We start from the raw sequence: 23978 nt of genomic DNA, 5'->3' as shown, positions 1-23978 counted from the left end.
ACATTCTGTATAAGTAATAAATCGTGTGTTATTTGAGTTGTTTCTGTCGTTATTCTGCTGAGAAAGGTTGACGGTGAATAAACTGCCCGTCCCCCGCTTCACCGGTAAATTCACCATCGTACGCAACTAACTTACCTCGGCTGAACGTCATGAGTGGCCAACCTTGACACGCAATGGACTCGTAAGGCGTGTAGTCTGCATTGTCATGTAAGCTATCGTGTCTGATAGTTTGTTTCTTGTTCGGGTCAAACAACACCAAATCGGCATCCGCGCCACAGCCTAGATGGCCTTTTTGTGGATAGAGACCAAACAGTTTGGCAGGCTCATAACTGGTTAGAGACACGAACTGATTGGGGGTAATTCGTCCAGCTATGACACCTTCTGAGAACATCAGAGGCATACGAGTTTCGACGCCAGGAATGCCGTTTGGTGTTTTGGTAAAATCTTTTGCGCCTAGCTGTTTTTGTTCTGCATACGTAAACGAGCAGTGATCAGTCGCGACAGTATCAATCGAACCGTCCGCTAAGCCTTTCCAGAGTTTTTCGCTTTCCGCTTTGTCTCTTAATGGTGGACTAAGCACGTATTTCAGCGCGTCTTCACGTTCGTAACGGTCATTGTTCAACACCAAGTATTGTGGGCAAGTTTCAACCCACACTGGCTGGTTGTTCTCTCTTGCGAGGCGGGTGTAATCCAGTCCTAGACCGTTAGAGAGATGTACGATGTAGAGCGGCGCAGAATCAGCTAGTTTGGCAAGGTTGATCACTCTTGCTATCGCTTCCGCTTCACATTCTAGTGGACGACTTAGCGCATGATATTTCGCTTCTACTTTGCCCTGCTCTATGAACTGTTTGCGTTTCAGTGACAGTGCTGCATCGTTCTCTGGGTGAACCGTTGTCAGTGCGCCAACTTTTTTCAATTGCGTTAACGCTTTAAGGACCGAACAATCATCCAGCTTGTAAGAGTACGTGAGGTACAGTTTGAAGCTCGGAATGCCGCGCTCATGCACCATGGCATGCATCTGTTCCAAAATCTGGTCATCAATGTGCTGAATAACACCATGGAAACTGTAGTCAATGACCGCTTTATCAGCCGCGTAACCATGGTAAACATCCAATTGATGGAACAAATCACACCCTTTTGGACCAAAGCCCATATGATCGATGATCATCGTCGTGCCGCCACAAGCAGCCGCTCTGGTGCCAGTAAAAAAGTCATCACAGCTTCGAGTGATTCCTGCATCAATGTTGAAGTGGGTATGTACGTCAATACCGCCTGGCATGACGTACAACCCTGTTGCATCCACCACGCGAGTATCTTCACTCACGGGCTTTAGGTTCTCAGCGACTTGCTCAATCTTTCCATCAATGACCAAAACATCGGCTTTACGAATTTCAGCATGGTCAACCACAGTGCCATTTTGAATCAGCAATGGCGACGATGAATTATCGAGAAGGGATTCGATATTGTTGAATTGTTCAAAAGTCATAAGATCACCGGAAAGTTACATGTCGCATCAAGATAAAGGAGTCGCGATAAGCTGTGACGGAAAATCCCATCCTAGAGCGGACTCCGCCAACTTCAGGCAGACACAAGTTGGCACTCTAGGATGGAGAACGACGTGAGTCGTCACGCGCTAACTGCTACAACTCAATGTGTTAGCGCGTGGTACTACCTTATTGGTTGCGTTTTTTCTCTAGATACATTTGAGGGATAACCGCGTACATTGCTGCACAAGTCACCAAATGCTCTTTCCAAGTCTTTTCGTTTGGCGCATGAGCTTCTGGCTCTTTACCTGGGCCAAAGCCGATAACTGGAATGCCGTAACGACCCATGATAGATACGCCGTTAGTAGAGAACGTCCATTTGTCGACAAGTGGTTTTTTGTCGAATAGTAGCTCGTATGATGCTTCTAGAGTCTTAGTTGCAATGTGGTCTTCGTCGATCTTCCATGCTGGGAAGTAACACTCTGTTGGGTAAACCAAACCGGTGTAAGCAGGACGGTCATAGTTGTACATAGACACTTTCGCGCCATACTTCTGAACTGCAGGTAGGTTTTGAATCTCTTCGATTGCGCCTTCCCAAGTTTCACCCCAAGTGATACGTCTATCGATAGATACTGCACAGCTATCTGCTACCGCACAGCGGCTTGGTGAAGTAAAGAACACTTCAGACACAGTTAGCGTACCTTTACCCAAGAATGGGTCATCGCCAAGGTTGCCAGCCAATTTCTCGATATCGTTAAGAATGTGGCCCATTTTGAAGATAGCGTTATCACCACGCTCAGGTGCAGAGCCGTGGCAGCTAATACCAGATACGTCGACACGGATTTCCATACGGCCACGTTGACCGCGGTAAATCTGGCAATCTGTAGGCTCAGTAGACACCACGAATTCAGGACGAATATCGCTTTCTTCAATGATGTACTGCCAGCATAGGCCGTCACAATCTTCTTCTTGAACCGTACCAGTCACAAGCAATGTGTACTCGTCTTCTAGGCCCAAGTCTTTGATGATCTTACCTGCATAAACCATAGACGCCATGCCGCCTTCTTGGTCTGATGCACCACGACCACCGATAACTTCATCGTCTTCCATACCTTCGTATGGGTCAAAGTTCCAGTTGTCTAGGTTACCCACACCTACAGTATCGATGTGTGCGTCCATTGCGATCAATGTAGGACCGTTACCAATCCAGCCTAATACGTTACCCATCGGGTCGATGTCGACGCGGTCAAAACCTACTTTTTCCATTTCTTCTTTGATGCGAAGAACGACTTTTTCTTCGTCACAACTTTCGCTTGGAATCGCAATCATATCGCGAAGGAAACGAGACATATCAGCTTTGTATTCTTGCGCTTTTTCCAATACGGTTGCAAAAGGGATACTTACAGTCATTGTTACTACTCCAAATTCTGTTCCCAATGGAGCATTGCCCCACCGGGAATGTTAATGCTTGAAATTACTAATCTTTCTTTGTCACTTTTTTCTGCGTTGTTTTAGATTGTCGCGTGCTTACCTTGCCAAACGACTTCGCGATAGTGCACAGGATCTGTGTCGCCTTCGGTGTTAATAACCAAAACAACAGAATCTTTATTAAGCGCTAAATGCTCTTTTAGGCTCTCTTTTTCACGGCTGTATTCCACCGCTGCCAATAGACCCAAACCAACCGCGCCAGACTCACCAGAGATAACCGCAGGATCGCCACTTAGAGGGTTGCCCAATACGCGCATACCAAACGCAGCTACACGGTCTTCGCAGGAAACAAACTGAGTGGCACAGTTTTTAAGCACTTCCCAACCCAATGGGTTTGGTTCGCCACAAGCTAGACCAACCATGATGGTGGCAAGATCGCCGTCTACGTTGACCATGTCGCCAGTCTCAGCAATACCTGAACGATAAATACAGTCTGCTTGGTTTGGCTCCACAACGACTGAGCGAAGCTGACCTGGGCCACAATATTCAGCCAGATAGCCCAATACGCCACCAGCCATTGCGCCTACACCCGCTTGTAAGAACACGTGCGTCGGTTTATCCAGACCTAGCTCAACCATTTGTTCAACGGCTTCCACTGCCAAGGTGCTATAACCTTGCATGATCCATGTTGGGATCTCGGTATAGCCTTCCCACGCCGTGTCTTGAACCACTTTCCAGCCATGCTCGTTAGCGGTTTTGATGGCTAGTCTTACGGTATCGTCGTAATTCATGTCAGTAACAATGCACTCTGCGCCAAGGGCACGAATGTTGTTAACGCGCTCATCAGCTGCGCCTTTTGGCATGTATACAACTGCGTTTTGACCCAGTTGATTCGCCGCCCAAGCGACACCACGACCGTGGTTACCATCGGTAGCCGTTGCGAAGGTCATTTTGGTTTTGATTTGAGTTTTGAAAGTTTCGAAATTGAAACCGTCGATGTCCATCTTGTATTCATCACACAAGAGTCGTGCGATAGCGTAAACGCCGCCTAACATTTTGAATGCGTTTAGGTCAAAGCGATACGCTTCGTCTTTAACAAGAATGTTCTTCACACCAAACTCTTTTGCAAGGTGGGTTAGATTGTGAAGAGGTGTTGGTTGATAGCCATCTAATTGCAAATGAAATCGGCGCGCTTTTTCGGCTTCACTGATGGAAAACTGATCGGAGAGGCGTCCATTAAAATGCTGGTTATCGGCAATATGAATATTAAAATTCAACTTTGACATAGCGATACCTTATTTAATCCATTTACACGCTCGCCTTCGAAGGAATAAAGGCGAGGTGTAATATTACGGGAGTACTTTATTTAACTCTTTTTTCTGATTCGTTTAGTAGCTCATCAAGAACGCCTGCGACATCTTGATATTTTCTGTTCAGAATCATTGCCGCGATAATATACGGCTTCCAACTTGCTTCTTTATAAGTTGCAATGCGGTACTTCTCGAATACAGACTCTTCTACTTCACCTTCTTCACAAGACACGCCTGTGATATCTGCAGGTAGACAGTGCATGTACAACGCTTCACCGCCTTTAGTTAGCTTCATCATCTCTTCAGTACAGTGCCAGTCTTTGTGCTGTGCGTTTTGTGCCAAACACGCTTTCTCTAGCTCTTTTAGTCCATCATGGTCATTAGCGCGTAGCAGGTCAGTACGCTCGCCCATAACTTTGTAAGGTGCCCAAGATTTTGGATAAACGATGTCTGCATCTTTGAACGCTTCTTCCATAGAAGTTACTTGAGTGAAGCTACCGCCAGACTCTTGTGCGTTTTTCTTCGCTTCTTCAACAACTTCAGGAATTAGGTCATAGCCTTCAGGGTGCGCTAGCACGACATCCATACCGAAACGGCTCATAAGACCGATGATGCCTTGTGGCACAGATAGAGGCTTACCGTAACTTGGTGAGTAAGCCCAAGTCATCGCAATCTTCTTGCCTTTAAGTTGGTCTAAGCCACCGAAGTGCTCTTCTAACCATGCTAGGTCAGCCATAGACTGGGTTGGGTGGTCTATATCACACTGTAGGTTAACCAATGCTGGACGATGAGGAAGTACGCCTTCTTTAACACCATCATCTAACGCTTCACCTACTTCACGCATGTAAGCATTACCAGCGCCTAAGTACATGTCATCACGAATACCAATTGCATCAGCACAGAAAGAAATCATGTTCGCAGTTTCACGAACTGTCTCACCGTGAGCGATTTGAGATTTACCTTCATCAAGATCTTGTTGCGCTAGGCCTAACATGTTGATAGCGGAAGCATAAGAAAAGCGAGTACGAGTCGAGTTGTCTCTAAATAAGGAAATGCCTAGGCCGTTTTTAAATACATTAGTGGCGATATTTTCACCACGCATGGTTTTTAGTACTTGTGCAGTTTTTAATACTCTTTCTAATTCTTCTGGGCTTTGCTCCCACGTTAATAGAAAGTCTTTATCGTGAAGTTTTGATTCTAGTTGAGAAATTTCTTTAATCAGTTCATTCATATTTTTCATTTGCTATCCCATTATCCATCTAGATTAACTATAAAAAATACAACTCAAGATAATATTCGCATGCTATTTATATTTAACAGGCTAACAAAGCGTATTTGCCCTCTTGTTTGTATTTGTATTTACTCCTAACTGGCCGATCGTCTGGCCTTCAGATTTCTGTCACTGGTTCTTATATTCCAAGTTCTGTGCCAATAATTCGTATCAAATAAAAAAGAATGAAATTTCTTTGAAAGCCCCGTCTTATAAGGGTTCGTCGTTTGACAATGGAAGGGATGAAAACGATGACAGTCTCAACTATCAGTCTGATTAGAGCACCGAAACCAAATTGATAGCGATAGTAAAAGGGTGAGTATCATATTGATATTGGGTGATAGACACTCTTCTCAGGGCGAGAAGAGTGTCTTAGAAGGGTTATTCTTTGCTGGCTTTTGACTTAGGAAGGATAAGGTTTAGCGTAACGGCAGCTAAGGTGCCTGTGGTGATGCCAGAGTGGAAAACAAGTTTCAAACTCTCTGGGAAATGACGCAGCAGATTAGGCTCGTAGGTAACCGCTAAACCTGATGCTAACGCCACACAAACCACGATCGCATTGCGTCGAGAATCAGTGGCTTTCATTAGCATTCGAATACCCGCGTAAGCAATCATACCGAACATAACGAAACCAACCCCACCGAGCACAGGTTTTGGCACCGTCACCGCTAATGCTGCAAATTTAGGGAACAGACCACCAAGTACCAACAAACAGCCTGTCACTGCGACAACAAAGCGGCTAGCGACTCCACTAATACCAACGATACCAACGTTCTGACTGAAACTTGCCACTGGCATGGCTGAGAAGAACGAGCCAAAGGTACTGCCTAAACCATCGGCCAACAGTCCTTTTTTCAAGTCATTCCCTTTCAGCTCGACACGACAGTTGCTCGCCAGTGCCATAAAGTCTCCTGTTGCTTCTGCAACTACCACCAAATAGACCAAACTCATGGTAATAATAGCTGGGATGGAAAAACTCATCCCAAAGTGCAGAGGCATAGGAGCTGCCACCCAATTCGCTTCGCCAATTTGAGTAACATCGACCATACCCAGTGGAATAGCCATCATATAACCTGCGGCTAATCCAATGATGATACTCGATGCAGCGACAACGCCTTTACAGAACACTGATACGCCTATCACCACGGCTAACGATGCGGCTGCCAAGAATATTTTCGGCAACGTCGCGAACTCTGGATGACCTTGAGGGGCATCACCAATCCAGTTCATTGCTACAGGTAAAATGGTCAAACCAATCAAGGTTACAACCACACCACTAACAATGGTAGGAAATAGCTTGCGAATATGGCTCATATAAAAGCTTGAACCTACCACCAGAAATGACCCTACAAATGCGGCTCCAAGCACTGCATCCAACCCTTCGGTTTTGCCAATGGCGATAATGCTGCCAATAAAGGCAAAACTCGAACCCATAACGACAGGTAGCCGGATTCCGATCTGCTTAAAACCAATACATTGCACAATAGTGACCAAACCCGACACAAGCAATGACGCGCTGATTAGCGTGACAATGTCTTGAGGCGGTAAGCCAATCGCGCTCCCCGCTATAAGCGGCACTGCGACAATACCTCCTATTGATGCCAACATGTGCTGTACTGCGAGAAATAAGGTAACGCCATACGGGGGTTTTTCGTCTAGTTCATAGAGGAGTTCCATACTGCTTCCTTTTATAGGCTGTGCTCTACTTGAGATTGAGGAATGTTGCAAAACTCTGTGGCGCGCCTAATTGCTTCTACAATCGGCTGATAACCAGTGCATCGGCACAGGTTGCCTTCCAGAGCATCACGAATTTCTTCTTCAGTCGGGTTTGGATAGCGTTTAAGCAACGCCCAAGCACTGATGATCATGCCTGGCGTGCAGAAACCACACTGTGTTCCTCCGGTGGTCAAAAACTCATCCATAAGAACCACTCCCAGTGGATCCTTTCTTAACCCTTCAATGGTGACGATTTCACTGCCTTCGCACTGAATAGCCAGTGCCAGACAAGAACAAACCGGCTTGCCATCTTTAATCACGGTGCATGCACCGCACTCACCTACCGCACACCCTTCTTTCGTGCCAGTAAGTGACAATTGCTCTCTTAACATGTCGAGTAGCCGTGTATTACCCGTGACTTCGAGGTTATACACACCGCCATTCACCGTTAGCGATATTTGTTTTGTTTCTTTAACCATTGAAATGCACTCCTATGCTAACGACTGGTCATCTGACAGTTTGGTTTGGATTTCCGACATAAGCTCTCGGAACATGTTCAGATAAACAGGCTGTTTGTATGCAGCTGACCAACGTCCACCAATTTCTGTTTCGATAATGTCTGATAGCACGCTGATAGCACGGCCAATAACCTGCTCGTCTAACGTGGTTTCACACAACACTTCTTCTACTTGATACAAGCGTCGTGGATAGCTAAATAGCGCGCCATCAACAAGACGACACTCTTTGACTATGCCCTGTTCGACATTCATCAAACAGCTCAAGCTCAAACGCGTGATGTTCAGTGCATTACGACGTCCTAGTTGAACGTACTCGGTTAGCTCAAATGGTTTATCTGGAATCGTAAGAATGATCTTAGTCAGTAGCTCATCTGGTTGAATGTCCGTGCGATAACCGCCTTTAAGAAGCTCAGCTATAGGTAAACGTCTCACTTGTTTTTCAGACGCTAGCTCAATTTCTGCCTTGTAAGCGATCAACGGCGGAATTGAGTCGGCACATGGTGCTGCATTGGCAATGTTGCCACCTAACGTTGCACGGTTTCTGATTTGTGTTGAACCTATGGTTTTGCATGCGGTTGCTAATAATGGGAAGTGGTGACGTACTTCTTCGTGCTCCACTACATCAGTGATGCATGCACCACCACCAATCACTATGCTATTACCTTCGTGAGTGATGGCTTTTAGTTCTTTGAGGCCCGTGATATCGAGCAGCGGTGCTGCGGTTTCTTGCAAACGATGCTGAACAAGCACATCGGTACCACCCGCTAAGATAGTCATTGAACCTTGCTGCATTAACGACAACGCCTCACCCAAGGTTTCGGGTCGAGTCACATTGAGATCGCACAAGCGGTTCACTTGATGATGGTTGTCACCGCTGCATAAGAGTTCGCTTTGACGCACTGGTTTTTTAAGGTTGTAGCCTAAATACACTTGCTCCAGTGTCAGTGGTAAAGTTCTGTGACGTTTTTTGGTGGCAAACGCAACAGCATTAACGATGGCAGCAGCGGCGAGCTCTGCGGCAGGTTCACCAATACTTTTCGCGCCGTAAGGGCCTGCTGGGTCAGGATTTTCTATCGCGTGGATATTGAGGTTGGGAATATCTTTAATAGTAGGCATTAAGTAGGTATCGAAGTTATCGGATTTCACTTCGCTCTGTTCGATATTGTAGTCTTCTAAAATACCGAATCCGATACCTTGAGCGATACCACCCGCTACTTGGCCTTCAAAACCGACAGGGTTAATGACTTTACCTACATCGTGTACTGCGGTTACCCCAAGTACATCTACTTTACCTGTCGAGGTATCTACTTTTACTTCTGCAACTTGGCAGCCGTAAACCCAAGTAAAATATGGCGAGCCAGTACCCTTCTCCTCATCCCAATGAATCGGAGGTGGATCGAACCAACCGTAGGCCGCAAGGTTAATCCCTTGTTGACGACAACGTGAAATCGCCTCTTGCAGTGGCACTTGAATATCAGACTGTAAGTTCGATTTAATCTGACCGTTGCGCCATGTGGTATCTTCAATTCGCGTGACTTTGAGATCGGATTTTATGGTATCAAACAAACGAGCTCGGATGGTTTCTGCGCCGAGTTTCACCGCATTACCGCCCGTCATTGTGGCGCGAGATGCAACGGTAGGTCCGCCGTCAGCGATTAGGCTGGTTGGCGACTCTGAGAAACGTACCATATCCAAAGGCACACCTAACACTTCGCCCGCTATCATTGCCATGGTGGTTTGCAGGCCTTGTCCGTTCTCGCACACACCGGTTGAGATATTTAGACTGCTGTCTGCATTTAACGATAATAACGCAGTGGAGTTATCTGCACCTTCCGCTCCTAAAGAGCAGCCGCGATAACTAAGTGCTAAACCAATACCATATTTGATGGGCGAATTGACGTTGTTCTTGGCGTTCATTTCCGCCATACGCTCATAGAACTGAGATTTTTCCGCTGCGGTTTTCAATACTTCTGATGCTGAAACCGTATGCTGATCAAAACATTGTCCTGTCATGCTCAAAGAGCCTTGTTTCAGAACATTGCGTTCACGCACCGTAATTGGGTCAATATCGCATGTTAGTGCTATCTCATCCATCAAGGATTCGTGAGCGAAGATAATCTGAGGAGAACCAAAACCACGCATTGCGCCCGATACGCTGTTGTTGGTGTAAACCCCTGTCACGTCTACTCGAACATGGTCAATATCGTACGGACCCGCGGCTTGAACTGAAGATCGCCAAGTTACAAACGGCGTACAAGTCGCGTAGGCACCAGCATCCGCGATAATGTTGATTTTAATCCCTTCAATTTTACCCTCACGCGATACGCCTACTTTGTAGCGCATAGTGTATGGATGACGCTTGGTACTTTCGATAAGTGACTGCTCTCTGTTATAGGAGAACTTGACTGCGCGTTTAGTAAGGTAAGTGGATAGCGCCGCACGACAAGCAAGATGATCAATGGTGTCATCTTTACCACCAAACGAACCACCAAGCACAGAACGCTTCACGTTGATTGTTGCTTGCGGAATACCAAGGAAACCGGCGACAAAGCTTCTTACTCTATGAGGGTTTTGAATTGAACCAACGATAGTCAACTCGTTATTATTGGGGTCGAGATAAGTGGTTATTGATTCTGGCTCAATATAGCCATGTTCTTGATAGTGCGTTTGATAGGTGTGTTCGATAACCACATCGGCCTTCGCAATTGCCTTATCTGCATCACCTTTAACGGTGTGGTGAGTGTTAACGACATTAGAATCTTTATCCGGATGAATCAGTCTTGCATCACTTTCTAACGCTGACTCTGGATCAGTAACGGGCTGAAATGGTTCATATTCGACTCGGATCTTTTCACTTGCTTCACAAGCAGTCTCATAACTGTCTGCAATAACGAGCGCAATAACATCACCACTAAAACGTACCCATTCCTGACATATAGGGTAAAAGTCTCGAATGATCACCCCAACTTTGGGGTCTCCTGGAATATCGTCATAAGTAATGATTCGTTCGACACCAGGGACTTTCATTGCGTCCGAGGTATCTAAAGAAAGAATTCTACCCGCAGGTATATCTGTGTAACGGCAAACTCCGTGAAGAGAACCCGATATGTGAACATCGTCGCCGTAAACTGCCGTACCTTCTACTTTGGCTCGTCCATCTACTCGAGGCATTCTGCTGCCTAAGCCAGCTTCATTCATAATAACTCCCTCTTGGTTGAATGAGGTGTGCATCACGATTCGCGGCACGCCCACGAAATAGAGCAGTAAAGCAGGCGTGCCGGAAAGCTAGATCAAAGCATTTATCAAGCCATTAATTTCATAAAGTCAGTCGTCAGCATAAATATTCTTGTTAAAAATGAACTACCTAAAAAACTGTGATGGAGATTTTATTTATCGGATGATATAAAGGCGATATATATCTTAGCTATAAAATACTCGAATCTAAGTTAATTTATTTATAAACCTGAAAATTGCAGATTATCATTGTGAGACTATCAATTTGATAGCCTCGCAGGCTGATAGACTCATTTCGGAAAGTTCTCTTTTTCTGACATCAAATGGGAATAATGCTTATTTATTCAAAAGTGCGTATTGATAAATATGTGACCCAGATACCAAAGCTCTGAAAATTGACAGGCGCGTACATTTGTCTCTGACCTAAATCAAACTCATAAGGAGTAATTAAAAATAGAATGTCATTCTCTTAATAACGATTAAAACATTATGCCTGAAACTAAGAACGCTTCCGAACTCATGGCTATACAGCCAACCATCATCCGATTCACCCAGATGCTATCTACCGTTCTAAAGGTGGATGCTGAAGTGGTTGACGCGGATTTGGTCCGTATCGCGGGAACAGGCCCATATAGCCAATTTTTTGGAAAAAAACTCAACGCCAGCTCACGACTTTTTAGATACATTATTGAAACAAAAGAAGAAAAAACACTCATCAAGTCTCAAGCCGATCCACTCTGTGCTGAATGCACAACTAAGGACGCGTGCCGAGAAACTGCCTTCCTAGGTGTTCCTATTCTTCTTGAAGATCGTTGTATTGGCGTAATGAGCCTTGTCGCTTTTACAGAAGAATCTCAACAGACTATTAAAGACAACGCGAAGCTTTTTTCCGACTACATTAAACATACCGCGCAACTTGTTGTGGCAAAAGTCACAGAAAACCAAACACCGAATAAAGGCCTTGAAGATGTCTTTATTAACTTAATAGACAATATGGACCAAGGAGTTTTAGTTCTTGATGAAAATAACTACGTTAAATATGGCAATCAACCAGCCCTAGCTAACCTCAATATTACTATTCAAGAACTACCAGAAAAGAAAATAAATATTAGACCTCTATCACAATGTCGTGGTAGTAATGATCACCAACAGCAACATATTGTTTCTATTGGTCGTCGAGAAGAATTATTAGTGGGGCAATTTTATAATTGTCGAACTCATAAACTATTCTTAATGTCATTCTACCAACCACATAACCCTGTCCTACCTTACGAGACCAACGCCGTATTTGCCGAAGTCATCGGTGAAAGTGCAAAAATGCAAAAGCTGAAAGGACTCATGTCGCGCATTTCTAAGAGCCCATCGAGTGTTCTTATTAATGGTGAAAGTGGTACAGGTAAAGAAGTCATCGCCAACGCTGTTCATAAGCTCAGCGGACGAGCACAAAACCCGTTTATTGCTATCAACTGTGCAGCGATCCCGGATCAGCTACTGGAAAGTGAACTATTTGGTTATACCAAGGGCGCCTTTACCGGTGCGTCCAGTAAAGGCCGAGTCGGTTTAATCCAAGCCGCAAACAATGGCACACTTTTCCTAGACGAAATCGGCGATATGTCGATGCAGTTACAAGCGAAACTGCTTCGTGTACTAGAAGCGCGCGAAGTCATGCCAATTGGCTCTAACAAAGCCACTCCAGTGGACATTCGAATTATTTCTGCGACCAACCGAAACTTCGCCGAGATGATTGCTACTAACAAGTTCCGTGAAGACCTTTACTACCGACTTAACGTTATTCCTTTGCAACTACCTGCATTGCGTGAGCGCGAAGGTGACGTACCTCTGTTGGTTAATCACTTTATGGACATACATACCCAAAAACTGGGAACCAATTACCCAGGTATGTCTGAAGAAGCTATGAGCTGTTTAACCAGTTACCACTGGCCGGGCAACGTTCGTGAATTGAGTAATTTAGTAGAGTATCTGATTAATATCGTACCGGAAGGCGAACAGATTGATGTTGACCTTCTCCCCCCTCACTTTGAAGCACATCAACCCGAGCCCAAACCTAGCCCTATTCAGGATTCAGGAATGAGCTTAGAAGACATGGAACGAGTCAGAATTGAAGAAGCAATTGGCCGACTAGGAAACCGCAAATTAGTTGCGGAAGAACTAGGCATAGGAATTGCTACTCTTTATCGAAAACTCAAAAAATATGGTCTGAACGAGAAGTGCTATAGCTAACTATTTTCGACAATCTCTTGTTGAACGCTCTCAATAGCTAAAATGGGGCGCTGTAATAACCAAGTCTGCACTTGGTTATTGCCTCATTGATGCTTCTCTCCCTAATTCACTTACGTACGGAGTTGTTGCTATGGAAAATATCGCGCTTACCCAATACAGTCATGGTGCCGGTTGTGGCTGTAAACTGTCACCGAAAGTCCTTAACCAAATTCTCGCCTCCTACACACCTACGCCAAGCAGTGATCAATTAATCGTTGGCAACCTTAGCCGTGATGATGCCGCGGTTTATCATATTGGCGATGGACACTGCGTTATCAGTACCACCGACTTTTTCATGCCAATCGTTGACGACCCGTTTGATTTTGGGCGTATTGCTGCCACTAACGCTATTAGCGACATCTATGCGATGGGTGGGAAACCTATTATGGCGCTAGCAATTTTAGGCTGGCCTATCGACAAATTGGCTCCAGAGATTGCAGGAAAAGTTATAGAGGGAGCACGCAGCGTCTGCCAAAAAGCAGGTATTGAGCTTGCGGGCGGCCATTCCATTGACTCCCCAGAGCCGATATTTGGCTTGGCCGTAACCGGAACTGGCAAGTTAGATCAAATCAAACAGAATTCAAAAGCCACCGCAGACTGTGACCTCTTTCTAACCAAACCTCTAGGTATCGGTTTATTAACCAGTGCTGAGAAGAAAAAGCAGCTTAAACCAGAACATAAAGGACTAGCAGTCAAATGGATGTGTGAGTCCAACGTGATTGGTCAGCAACTTGCTGAGTTTTCACAAGTAAAAGCTATCACAGATGTAACGGGGTTTGGCTTACTTGGCCACCTTACTGAAGTCTGTAATGGTTCCAATCTAGATGCCCATATCGATTTACCTGCGATACCTCTGCTACCTGGCGTTGAGGAATATATTGAGTTAGGCACCATACCTGGAGGCACTCACAGAAACTATGACTCAGTCAAACATATGCTGGGTGAAATAAGCGACTCTGACAAAGCCATCTTATGCGATCCACAAACTTCTGGTGGCCTGCTTCTCGCAGTAGAAAAGAGCGGCGTAAACGATATGCTGAACTTCTGCAGAAGTTGTGGTGTTACGGCAACAAGAATTGGGTCACTGACTCAGCCAGCCAATAGTGAGCAACCACAAATTAAAATAGAACGTTAATAGTCACAAGATGGGAGACATTTGTACTGCACTTGTCTCCCAAAACAACCAGCCGACCATGATATAAAAGCTTGAAATAGCGAAAACCGCGACATAACCCCACATCCATTGTTTCTCTTGGTTTTTATGTCGACGATGAAGTAAAGATTCCAGTTTAAACCAAGCGCTTTGACCGAATACGACCACTAAGCTTAATGATAAAAAGCTGCCGAAAAAGCTCGCCAGCATCAAACCTAACGACAGCTGCCAGCCAAACCAAAGCATACTGAAAAGCCCTATCAATGCCGTGCTGCTGCAAGGTCGCAATCCATATAATATAACGTTTGAGAAATTCCATGTCGCCACGGTACTGACTTCAGGTTCGTGTGGCCGTTTTTGTTTGATACAACCTTTAATCAAATAAACGACGCCAAGCACCACCATACCAGCGCCAACAAACTGATTGATGGATGCAACCCAGCCTATGGAAGCCCGATACCCAATAGATAAGAACTGGTTGGCAAGCAAAACAATGGAGATCGTCACTGCTGCTTGCAACATATTGATAAGTAGGCTTAACCAAACTAGTTTCCATCGGCTTAAGGTTGAGCTTGTTGCGAGCAACATCACCGCACTTTTGCCATGCCCCGGCCCCAAAGAATGAGTAAAACCATAAGCAAAAGTACACAGTGCAGTAACAATGAGTGCCTGCCAGTCGCCAGAGTCAACCAGATCCAAGTAGTCAGATAGCTGTTCTAGTAGCGATCGCTGTATCGAAACAAACGCCCATCTAAGGGAGTCAATGTTCTCGATCACACTCATAATCACGGCGACAAAAACGGCCAATATTAGTGCCAGCGTTAAAGCTTGAATCCAACGGTTCAAGCTATTCACAATGTATGCTCACTTTCTGACTAAAATGAGCACCAAGGTCGTCATCCCCTTGTTCATCAATGCCTAATGAGTTCGCGTAATCAAGGATTTCTTGAGACGGATTTGGTGTTTCAAGGGTAGTTTTGCATTTGCCACTCACGTCTGGACTAAGCGTAACGGTCGACGGGTCTTTCCAAGAAATATAGATGAAGTACGTATTATCGTAAACCTGAACATCCAGCTCCTGAGTCGATACATCGATAGCGCGAGATAACGGCAATGTAAAAGTCAGTACCATACGTCGTCCTCGCTTAGTTAATGCGTAGACCTCTGGCAAACGAAACTTAAGCGGTTCGCCATCAACATGCAAATAGGTAAAGTAATGTGTATTCAAAAGATTCGACATCAACCTTACCGCTTCTTTTTGCGCTTTTTCTTCGCTATCAAACACTGAAAAATCGCCGTCTAGCGCATAGGCGCTGGTGAAAGGATCAAACACCCATTCCATGCTGATGCTATCCACCAGTGTCCCTTTGCCATTGATCGTTAACTGGTTACCTATCCACGAATGTGGGTGTGCGTTGACGTTGGTCGCCAACGTCAACAAAACCACAAAGAATACTCCCTGCCAGTTGAAAGCTCTCAATGCGAACCGATTAAACATGGCGTTTTTCTTGAACCGCCGGAATATCGCCTTCGTTACCAACAAGTTGGTCAAATTCCGAAATTCGCGCAATAAACGCAGGCTTATCCTTCGGTGGTATCGACGTTGCCATCGGCAAGTTAGCTGTAATTGGATCAACTGCACGATTTCGTACTAGCACTTCAAAGTGTAAATGGGGCCCCGTTAAGCGCCCAGTTGCTCCAGATAAAGCCACTGTCTGACCACGCTTAACATGGTCACCTCGTTTAACAAGAATACGCTGCAAATGTAAGTATCGTGTTTTGTAGACACTGTTATGCTCAATAACTAAATACTTGCCCGCATAAGGGTGGTTGCGCACGGCAATTACCTTACCATCACCAGTCGAATGAACGGGTGTGCCGACAGGCGCTGCAAAGTCAGTACCGTTATGTGGTGAAATACGCCCAGTAACAGGATGGATGCGTCGTGGATTAAATGGTGAGGTAATTCTTCTGAACGGTTTCGCAACGGGGTAGCGGTCAAAGGCTTGCTCTAAACTGTTACCTTCACGATCATAGAAACGACCATCTTCAGCCAAGAACGCAGCGACTTCTTTTCCTCTAATCGTAATCGAGATACCTTGTACTTCGGTATTACCTGTTAAGTGGTTACGCAGGTATTGCTCATTGACCAGAATGTTAAAGGTATCACCCGCTCTAAAATCTTTGGCGAAGTTTATTTTGTCTCTTAGGACTCGGGTAATGTTGGCGATCTGTGTGATCGTTAACCCTGCTTTATGGGCAGAGCTCGAAAAGCTGCCAATTACTTCTCCAGAGAAGAGATGTGTCTTCCACTCACCCTGTTCTTCAATAAATTCATAGCTGTAGCTGCCATCTTCCAAGCGTTTGTATACAGCCCTTTCCACTAAGCTTTCATGATAGGTTAATTGATTGAGCTGGTTAGTGTTTCGATCTATCACCATTTCTAGGTGGTCGCCAGGCTTAATAGTATCGAGTTTCAGAGAGTTTAAATCGGCCTCTAGTAGACTTTGCAGAGTGTTATACGACAAGTCCCAGGCATTAAAAATGGTGCTTAACGAGTCACCAACTTTAACGATGTAATGGACTTTAGCGAGGTTAGGCTTTTCTGCTTGCAGCGATGTCGTTGGGGTTGAAGCGCTAATTTCAGGGTTATCGAGCGTAGACTTGTATGGTGTAATTTTAATGGTTACAGGTTCAGGTTGAGGCTGTTCTTGTTCAAGTGAGAGGTACGCTGCGAGGGAAAATGAGACAGCAGCGATAGCAAACAAGACGTATCGTGGAGACTTCATAGGATAACAATAACTAAAACACAATTGTTATGTTATAACATCACTCTCGCTAATAATAAACACTGTTTATGTCAGAATATGTATCACAGTAAGCACTACTCACCAAGTCAGCGATTGTTAGAAAAAAACCTTGCTATGAATCACAGCAAGGTCCTCGTCATTTAATAAGGGCGACTTAATGTGTCTATGGCACACCGTGACCTTTTGCTGCAACCCAAACTCTGAACCATTGTTCACGAGTAAGTTCGATTTCTAGAGAAGCAACGGCTGCTTTAACTCGTTCAATTTTGCCTGAACCAATGATAGGTAAAGGATTCGAAGGAAGACACTTAACCCACGCATAAATCACCTGATCGATGCTGGCCGCCCCTACTTCGTTGCGAATTGCCTCAAGTTCTGCTCGGACTCGCTTCGCTTGTTCCGATTTGCCGTTGAAGATTTCTCCACCAGCAAGTGTTGACCATGCCATTGGCAACACACGAAGTTGTTGCAATTGATCTAGCGTACCGTCATGAGCCACTTCAAAATTAAGCGGGTTAATTTCTACTTGGTTAGTCACTAGTGGTTTGCTCAAACGCGATTGCAGCAATTCAAACTGGCGTGGCGAGAAGTTTGAAACGCCGAAGTGTTTGACCTTACCAATCTTGTATAGTTCATTAAACGCATCAGCAACTTCATCAGCATCCAATAAAACGTCTGGACGGTGAATTAACAGTACATCTAACTCGTTTACGCCCAAGCGTTGTAACGAGTTATCTACTGACTCATAAATATGTTTTGCACTGGTATCGTAATGGTTGATCTTACGATCCGGGTATTTATCTGAGCACAGTTTGATGTCGCATTTTGAGACGATTTGAATCTGTTCACGGACTGAGCTATCTAGCGCTAACGCCTCACCAAACAAACGTTCGCACTCATAGTTACCGTAGATATCAGCATGATCAACAGTAGTAACACCGAGTTCAATATGCTGTTTAAGGAAGGTCAGACGTTGTTGCGGTGTCATTCCCCAATCGGCTAATCGCCAATACCCCTGAACCAGTTCTGAAAACTCTGGTCCATTTGGCGCTATTGTCACTTTAGAAACAGCTGTAACATTCGAAACCATTGGTTATCTCCTTATTTAAGTCTGCCAACATCCTATGCTTGTTTTACCTAGCTCTCAACGGGTAAACTTCGAAAAAACGAACTAGAGTACGAAGTTGTGAGCTTTGCAGACAGACTACAAGAATTGATTGGACAAGAGAGTGTTAGCGGATTTGCTCGACGTGTCGAGCTATCAGAAGCACTCATTCGCAAATACTTAAAAGGTAGTGAACCAAGCTTAGCAAAAGCAAACCAAATCGCCATGAAAGCCAACTGTTCACTCGAATGGTTAGCGACAGGATGCGGATACCTGTACCGCCAGGCCGAAGTTGTCGATATGGAAGCCTACCAACTGGCTTACGAGGCCGTTAACGGCACTCGCCTAGCTGAAAAGGACATTTTCGAGCATCGTAAGCTCATCACTGCTTATCAATATTTACGTGCGACCAAAAAGCCAGATGGATATTTGGACCAATCAGGCATGAAACGACTACTGACTTCGCTTGCTGAGTTATGAATACACTCAAAAATCCCTCAACTTTATTACCGAAATACCACTAAGAGTAACATTTTATTAACAACCATTCGTTTTATAAAAAGTACAACCCTCCTTCTATTTGCCTAGTTCATACATGAGCAATCATCGGTCCTATAAATGTGACCGAGGTTAAACACACGTTTGAAAAAAATATCTTACACTAAATATAAATAACGTATTTATTAATAAAGTAGGAAACCATCAACAAAGATTAATTAATCTGCTCCAAACTATGTCCCCTAATAGTGGTATTCAAAAATAGATTTATTTTTGAATGGGGATTCTTTTATCCAAAAAAACGGAAATTATAAAAAGGAATAACTATGAAAAGTCTATTCAAACTTTCTACATTAGCTGTAAGTGTATTTGCTGCCTCTCAAGTTAGCGCTATCGAATTATATAATAACGAAGGCACTGAACTTACTATGTATGGTGCGATTGCTGCACAAGTGAGTAAGTATGATTATGATAAATCAACACCAATGGGGTCAGATGATGCCTATGGCCTTAACGGTGACTCTACATTTATCGAAGATCCAGGGTCATATGTTGGATTTGATATCAGTCATACACAAGGAAAGTTTAAAGGCGTAGCCAAGATTGCGTTTGATGTTAATTTTGGGACGCAAACCGACGTTAATGGATATGGAGATAGTTTAGAGGCACTTACCGCAAGACAAATTTACGCTGGTTTCGGTCATGAGGACTTTGGTACCGTGACGATTGGCCGTCAGGAAAGTCCTTATATGAAAACTGACAAAGGCTATTACTCATACTGGGCTGGTGGCCTTAATATGATGCAGTCTGATGAGTTAGGAAGTCGTCGTGCTCCAAATACTGTCGTTTGGCAAAACGATTTCGATAATTTGTATTTAGGATTGCAATATCAAGCACGCAGAGATGTAGAACAAATTGCTTTTGGTAACGGATTAAACTTTGGCTCATTCATAGTTGGTGGCACGCTAGATAGTAACTTTGATTTGGAATCACGTTCTAAAATCACCATTAAAGATGGCTTTGGGGGCGCAATCGCCTATACCTTTGATTTCGGAACATACGTGTCTGCTGCTTACAACCAAGCAAATGATATCAGCGGGAATTTTATCGATATCTTAGGCAGCGCCACCGGTACAGCAGACAATGCCGAAGTGAAACAATATGCGTTGGCTGCTGAGCATCACTTCATGGATGGGGCAATTTCTGTCTCTGGACGATATGAGCACTTCGAAGCAAAAGATGGTAGTAGCAGCCCAATCTTCGACAGTAAAACTGACAACTTCGGATTAGGTGCTAACTTCTACTTTACGGAATCAATGCGAATCTACGGAAGTTATGAATATGCTAAAGAAAACAATAACCTGACAGGTAAAACGCAATCTGAAGCAAATATATACAATATTGGCTTTGGTTGGGCGCCAGTCGCTTGGGGTGAAGTGTATCTAGAAAGTTACTACGATGACGTACAGCTTAACGACAGTATTAACTATGAGACTGGCGCTGCTCCAGCTGACACAGAATCAAAAGGCGCTCACTTCTTCCTCGGCGCAGCTGTTTTCTTCTAAATAGTGACTAAAATGTGACCTACTTAATGCCTCCTTCTCTGGAGGCATTTTTACATTCCAACCACATTTCACCCTTGATATTTCAACATACCTAAATCAGCGACAGATTTCTTTACTCCCCTCAACCCTAATCCATTCATTAATTCTATAAGTAAGAGTCATTACCATAGTCTAATTAATTACATAAAAAATTATAAAACTATAAGTTGTGATTTGTACCATGAATAATTCCACACCATTTAATTAAACTCCGGTCAGCCAATAAATTAATGCAGAGGGACATAATAACCTAAACAAAAACATAACAAATTCAAACATAACAAATCTAGAAAAGATAATTAAATACTATGACATGCTAGCGTTTAAAACGTAGGCAGAGACTTTTGCAACCTAATTATAAGCTTAAGAAACATGACTAAACTGAACCCTATTTTCCTAGCACTTTTGGCAACTTTTTCTTCCAATGCAATAGAGCTTTACAACGACGAAGGTACCGAACTATCAATTTACGGGGCGATAGCCGCGCAGCTTAGCCGTTATGATTACAACTCAGCTACCGCCATGGGTAACGCCAATGGCTACAATTACAATAGCGATGTTACCCACGTAGAGGATCCTGGCTCATATTTGGGCTTCGATATCTCGCACACCCATGGGCACTTTAAAGCCCTCGTAAAACTGGAATGGGACGTTAACTTTGGTACTCAATCAGATACATCGGACATTGCATTACAGCAGCGCCAAACCTATGTTGGCTTCGGCCATGATATTTACGGACAAGTAACTATTGGTCGCCAAGAAAGCCCTTACATGAAAACAGACAAGGGCTATTACGCATATTGGGCTGGTGGCTTAAATATGATGCAGTCTGATGAGCTGGGTAGCAGACGAACCAAGAATACTGTTGTGTGGTCAAAAGAGTCAGAGAATTACTATGTTGGACTGCAGTATCAAGCCAGTCGTAATGAGGACCAAATCTCGTTTGGTAATGGCCTTAACTTTGGCTCCGTATATACGCCTGTTGAGGCGCGCCCTACTATCACCATAGATAATGGCTTTGGTGTCGCTGCAACCTATACTTTTGATTTTGGTACTTACTTAGCGGCGGCATATAACCAAGCCAATCATATTAATGGCGAGTTTATCGACTTGCTTGGCATACCAGACCCAAGTGCCAGCCTGACCGCAACGGATGCAACCATTAAGCAGTATGCCGTTGCTTTTGAACATCATTTTGCTGAGGGATTACTCTCTGTCTCCGGACGCTACGAACGATTTATGTCTGAAGATGGCGCAACCAATCCGGCGTTCAAAGGCACCACGGATAATGTTGGTCTTGGTGCAAACCTATATGTAGCCGAAAATATCCGTCTCTATGGCAGTTATGAATGGGCGTTAGATAAAGATGACTTGGCTAACAAGACCAATACTAAAGTGGCGATGATTAATTTAGGTGCAGCTTGGGCTCCTGTTCCGTGGGGAGAAATCTATGTTGAGGGTTACAGAGACGATGTCACACTCAACGACACGTTAAATTGGAATACGAATCAACCGACCGACTATCGGGGTTCATCCAATCATTTCTTCTTAGGCGCGGCAGTGTTGTTTTAAAAACGAGGGATAAACAAAGTGGAGCAGCTTAGCCTCTGCTCCACAACATAACACCATTCAAACCACCATCATTTATTGGTGGTCTTTCGAGTAAGATCACAACAACCTGCTATTATTTTACATAGAGTTATATTGAGCAAATAATAGACAACAAGGAAGGTAGGTATGTACGATCTAAAGAAAGAGTATGACCAGTTTGGCCCCTGGTTGATCGAAATAAAATCGCAAGAAGACATTCCACCCCAGTTCTCAGAACAGCAGCATTTCTTTGAAGACGCGGTATACAGCTTTAAGATTCCTGTGCATCAAGAACGTAGAAATATGAAGCCAGGCATGTTGCTTTATCCCGAAGTTGTCATCATTCAACAAGATTTCATCATGCATTTGAAGATTGATGGTGAGCGGATTCAAGCCGAGAAAATGTGGTACACCGATGTGTTGTTCCTCACTCATGGCGGTGATTTGCTCGACAACTACATTGGCCTTCAATCGATTCAAGGCGAGATGATCATCAAATACAACCTCGTATCTCAAGATGTTGCCAGCCATGTGATAAAACTATTGCGTGAAATTGTCTCTCCGAGAACCAGTTACCCTATTTCTACAGAACTAAATGACGCGAGTTTGTTGGACAAAGTGACCTACAGTTTCTATTGTGGCACCGAAAAGCTATTAGAGCCGCTGCACATACTGGCTTACCAAAGCGAAATGATGCTCACAGAGAGAAAACGCACGAGCATCATGGATCTTTACCATAATTTTGTGCAGTACAAACTGTTACGCTCAATGATTATGACAGATGGCGTTGATTTGATTATCGCTAACCAAGGTAAACACATTATCGATGTTAAAGATGCCAACTATAAATTCGGTCACACCTTTATTCGAATAGGCTTGATTGAAAACGTATCGCTAGAACCTCATCCTCACTTCCCTGAGCTAAACTCGCTCATTATTAAAGTAGGATTATGCGAGTTTACTTTAGCGGTCGATAAAGCCTTCTCTATCAATAAAGTCAATGAGCTACTTCTTGCCACTAAGCAAGTGAAAGAGCCAGCCTAATGCGTTAAATACGCTAAGCGTTCTTCCTAATTGAACTAGGGAGAACGCTAACTACACTGCTGTTGTAGCCAACTAGCCAGTTTCTTGATTTCCGGCTGTCGGGCACGACTCTTCTTGTAAACGAAATAAAAATTGTCGCCCGTTTCTAATCCATGTGAAGGGATCACGACCAAATCTTGTAAGTCTCGCTCAGTCATCATGTAACCATTAGCGAAGGTGATTCCTTGGTCATACTTCGCCGCTTCTACGGCCAACAACATATGGCTGAAGTGCTGCATATCAAGGTCTTTTGGCATGGTTATACCGCCTGCTTGACACCATTTTAGCCAGTCTTTACCTCTTTCTCTGAATACAGAATCCGTCGACAAGATGGGATAGTTCCACAACGCCTCAGGAAGGTTTTTTCCATCTATCTCTTTCCAGATTTTATGGCTACAAACTGGGTAAAGAACCTCGTTGTATAAAGGCTCGGCAACAAAATTCCTTCGAGGTTTCTCTACAGTAATAAAGCAATCACCTATGTTATCTGATAACTCGGGATCTTCCGCTACCATGTTTAGTGTCAGCTCGATTTCAGGATATAGGCGCTTAAAATCAGACAACCTTGGAATCAACCACTTTACGGCTAACGAACTGTATAGCGCCAAACGTATCGTGCCACGCTCCCCTTCTCTAATTCTCTGGCTGGCCTTCGCAATAGACGCAACGGCAGGGCTAATCTCTTCCAAATAGCTTTCACCAATTTGAGAAAGTGACAGCTTTCTCCCTTGTCTAATAAATAGCACTTCGCCTAAATACTCTTCCAATAAACGAATCTGATGACTGATGGCACTTTGGGTCACATTGAGCTCTTCAGCGGCAAGTGAAAAGCTGAGGTTTCTTGCTACAGATTCAAAACAATGGACGGCACGTAACGGAGGAAGTTTCATTATCT

18 protein-coding genes are annotated in these 23978 nt (G+C 44.2%); 6 read left to right on the top strand and 12 right to left on the bottom strand.

The window, feature by feature from the left end; genetic code table 11:
- Positions 1 to 49: 49 nt before the first annotated feature.
- From hydA to JKJ11_RS18065, 7 genes are all read right to left on the bottom strand, one after another.
- Positions 50 to 1486, bottom strand: a complete 1437-nt coding sequence (gene hydA / locus JKJ11_RS18095) for a dihydropyrimidinase (RefSeq protein ID WP_006073542.1) — start codon at positions 1484 to 1486, stop codon at positions 50 to 52.
- Positions 1487 to 1673: 187 nt separating this feature from the next.
- On the bottom strand, positions 1674 to 2894 hold the full coding sequence (locus JKJ11_RS18090; RefSeq protein WP_006073544.1) for a YgeY family selenium metabolism-linked hydrolase: 1221 nt from the start codon (positions 2892 to 2894) through the stop codon (positions 1674 to 1676).
- 101 nt (positions 2895 to 2995) lie between these two features.
- Positions 2996 to 4198 (bottom strand): diaminopropionate ammonia-lyase, encoded by a 1203-nt coding sequence (gene dpaL, locus JKJ11_RS18085; RefSeq protein ID WP_006073546.1) that lies wholly within the window; start codon positions 4196 to 4198, stop codon positions 2996 to 2998.
- A 76-nt stretch (positions 4199 to 4274) separates the two neighbouring features.
- A complete protein-coding gene (gene ygeW, locus JKJ11_RS18080) occupies positions 4275 to 5462 on the bottom strand; it encodes a knotted carbamoyltransferase YgeW (protein ID WP_006073548.1) in 1188 nt (395 codons plus the stop codon).
- Positions 5463 to 5873: 411 nt separating this feature from the next.
- Entirely contained in the window at positions 5874 to 7169 is a 1296-nt protein-coding gene (locus tag JKJ11_RS18075) for a nucleobase:cation symporter-2 family protein (protein WP_006073549.1), read from the bottom strand.
- Positions 7170 to 7180: 11 nt separating this feature from the next.
- The gene (locus JKJ11_RS18070) at positions 7181 to 7687 is read right to left on the bottom strand and encodes a (2Fe-2S)-binding protein (RefSeq protein ID WP_006073551.1); all 507 of its coding nucleotides are present in this window, start codon (positions 7685 to 7687) and stop codon (positions 7181 to 7183) included.
- Between the two features lie 12 nt (positions 7688 to 7699).
- Positions 7700 to 10924: a molybdopterin cofactor-binding domain-containing protein gene (locus JKJ11_RS18065; protein WP_124941982.1), complete on the bottom strand. Its 3225-nt coding sequence runs from the start codon at positions 10922 to 10924 to the stop codon at positions 7700 to 7702.
- Positions 10925 to 11449: 525 nt separating this feature from the next.
- On the opposite strand from JKJ11_RS18065, the gene JKJ11_RS18060 reads away from it, so the two are divergent.
- Positions 11450 to 13201: a sigma 54-interacting transcriptional regulator gene (locus JKJ11_RS18060; RefSeq protein ID WP_006073555.1), complete on the top strand. Its 1752-nt coding sequence runs from the start codon at positions 11450 to 11452 to the stop codon at positions 13199 to 13201.
- A gap of 130 nt (positions 13202 to 13331) precedes the next feature.
- Complete coding sequence (gene selD, locus JKJ11_RS18055; RefSeq protein WP_252039682.1) at positions 13332 to 14375, top strand: selenide, water dikinase SelD; 1044 nt, start codon at positions 13332 to 13334, stop codon at positions 14373 to 14375.
- 3 nt (positions 14376 to 14378) lie between these two features.
- Here selD and JKJ11_RS18050 read toward each other — a convergent pair whose 3' ends face one another.
- From JKJ11_RS18050 to JKJ11_RS18035, 4 genes are all read right to left on the bottom strand, one after another.
- Positions 14379 to 15248 (bottom strand): hypothetical protein, encoded by an 870-nt coding sequence (locus tag JKJ11_RS18050; protein WP_252039681.1) that lies wholly within the window; start codon positions 15246 to 15248, stop codon positions 14379 to 14381.
- Positions 15241 to 15891 (bottom strand): DUF1007 family protein, encoded by a 651-nt coding sequence (locus tag JKJ11_RS18045; protein WP_252039680.1) that lies wholly within the window; start codon positions 15889 to 15891, stop codon positions 15241 to 15243. The genes JKJ11_RS18050 and JKJ11_RS18045 overlap by 8 nt, the downstream gene beginning before the upstream one ends.
- Positions 15884 to 17182 carry a peptidoglycan DD-metalloendopeptidase family protein gene (locus tag JKJ11_RS18040; protein WP_252039679.1) on the bottom strand — a complete coding sequence of 433 codons (1299 nt, stop codon included), beginning with the start codon at positions 17180 to 17182 and terminating at the stop codon, positions 15884 to 15886. The genes JKJ11_RS18045 and JKJ11_RS18040 overlap by 8 nt, the downstream gene beginning before the upstream one ends.
- A 184-nt stretch (positions 17183 to 17366) precedes the next feature.
- The gene (locus JKJ11_RS18035) at positions 17367 to 18293 is read right to left on the bottom strand and encodes an aldo/keto reductase (protein ID WP_252039678.1); all 927 of its coding nucleotides are present in this window, start codon (positions 18291 to 18293) and stop codon (positions 17367 to 17369) included.
- A 96-nt stretch (positions 18294 to 18389) separates the two neighbouring features.
- Here JKJ11_RS18035 and JKJ11_RS18030 point away from each other — a divergent pair, with 96 nt between their 5' ends.
- The 4 genes from JKJ11_RS18030 (at position 18390) to JKJ11_RS18015 (ending at position 23044) form a co-directional block, all read left to right on the top strand.
- Positions 18390 to 18788, top strand: a complete 399-nt coding sequence (locus JKJ11_RS18030) for a hypothetical protein (protein ID WP_006073566.1) — start codon at positions 18390 to 18392, stop codon at positions 18786 to 18788.
- Positions 18789 to 19132: 344 nt separating this feature from the next.
- Entirely contained in the window at positions 19133 to 20371 is a 1239-nt protein-coding gene (locus tag JKJ11_RS18025) for a porin (protein ID WP_252039677.1), read from the top strand.
- A gap of 411 nt (positions 20372 to 20782) precedes the next feature.
- Positions 20783 to 21982 (top strand): porin, encoded by a 1200-nt coding sequence (locus tag JKJ11_RS18020; RefSeq protein ID WP_252039676.1) that lies wholly within the window; start codon positions 20783 to 20785, stop codon positions 21980 to 21982.
- A gap of 165 nt (positions 21983 to 22147) precedes the next feature.
- Positions 22148 to 23044: a hypothetical protein gene (locus JKJ11_RS18015; protein WP_124941976.1), complete on the top strand. Its 897-nt coding sequence runs from the start codon at positions 22148 to 22150 to the stop codon at positions 23042 to 23044.
- 47 nt (positions 23045 to 23091) lie between these two features.
- Here the strand turns inward: JKJ11_RS18015 and JKJ11_RS18010 are convergent, their stop codons facing one another.
- The gene (locus tag JKJ11_RS18010) at positions 23092 to 23973 is read right to left on the bottom strand and encodes a LysR substrate-binding domain-containing protein (RefSeq protein ID WP_124941975.1); all 882 of its coding nucleotides are present in this window, start codon (positions 23971 to 23973) and stop codon (positions 23092 to 23094) included.
- Positions 23974 to 23978 lie beyond the last annotated feature (5 nt).

The organism is Vibrio sp. SCSIO 43133 (assembly GCF_023716845.1).
In the GTDB taxonomy this organism is placed as follows: Bacteria; Pseudomonadota; Gammaproteobacteria; order Enterobacterales; family Vibrionaceae; genus Vibrio; species Vibrio mediterranei.
This window is presented reverse-complemented; position numbering and strand designations above follow the sequence as displayed.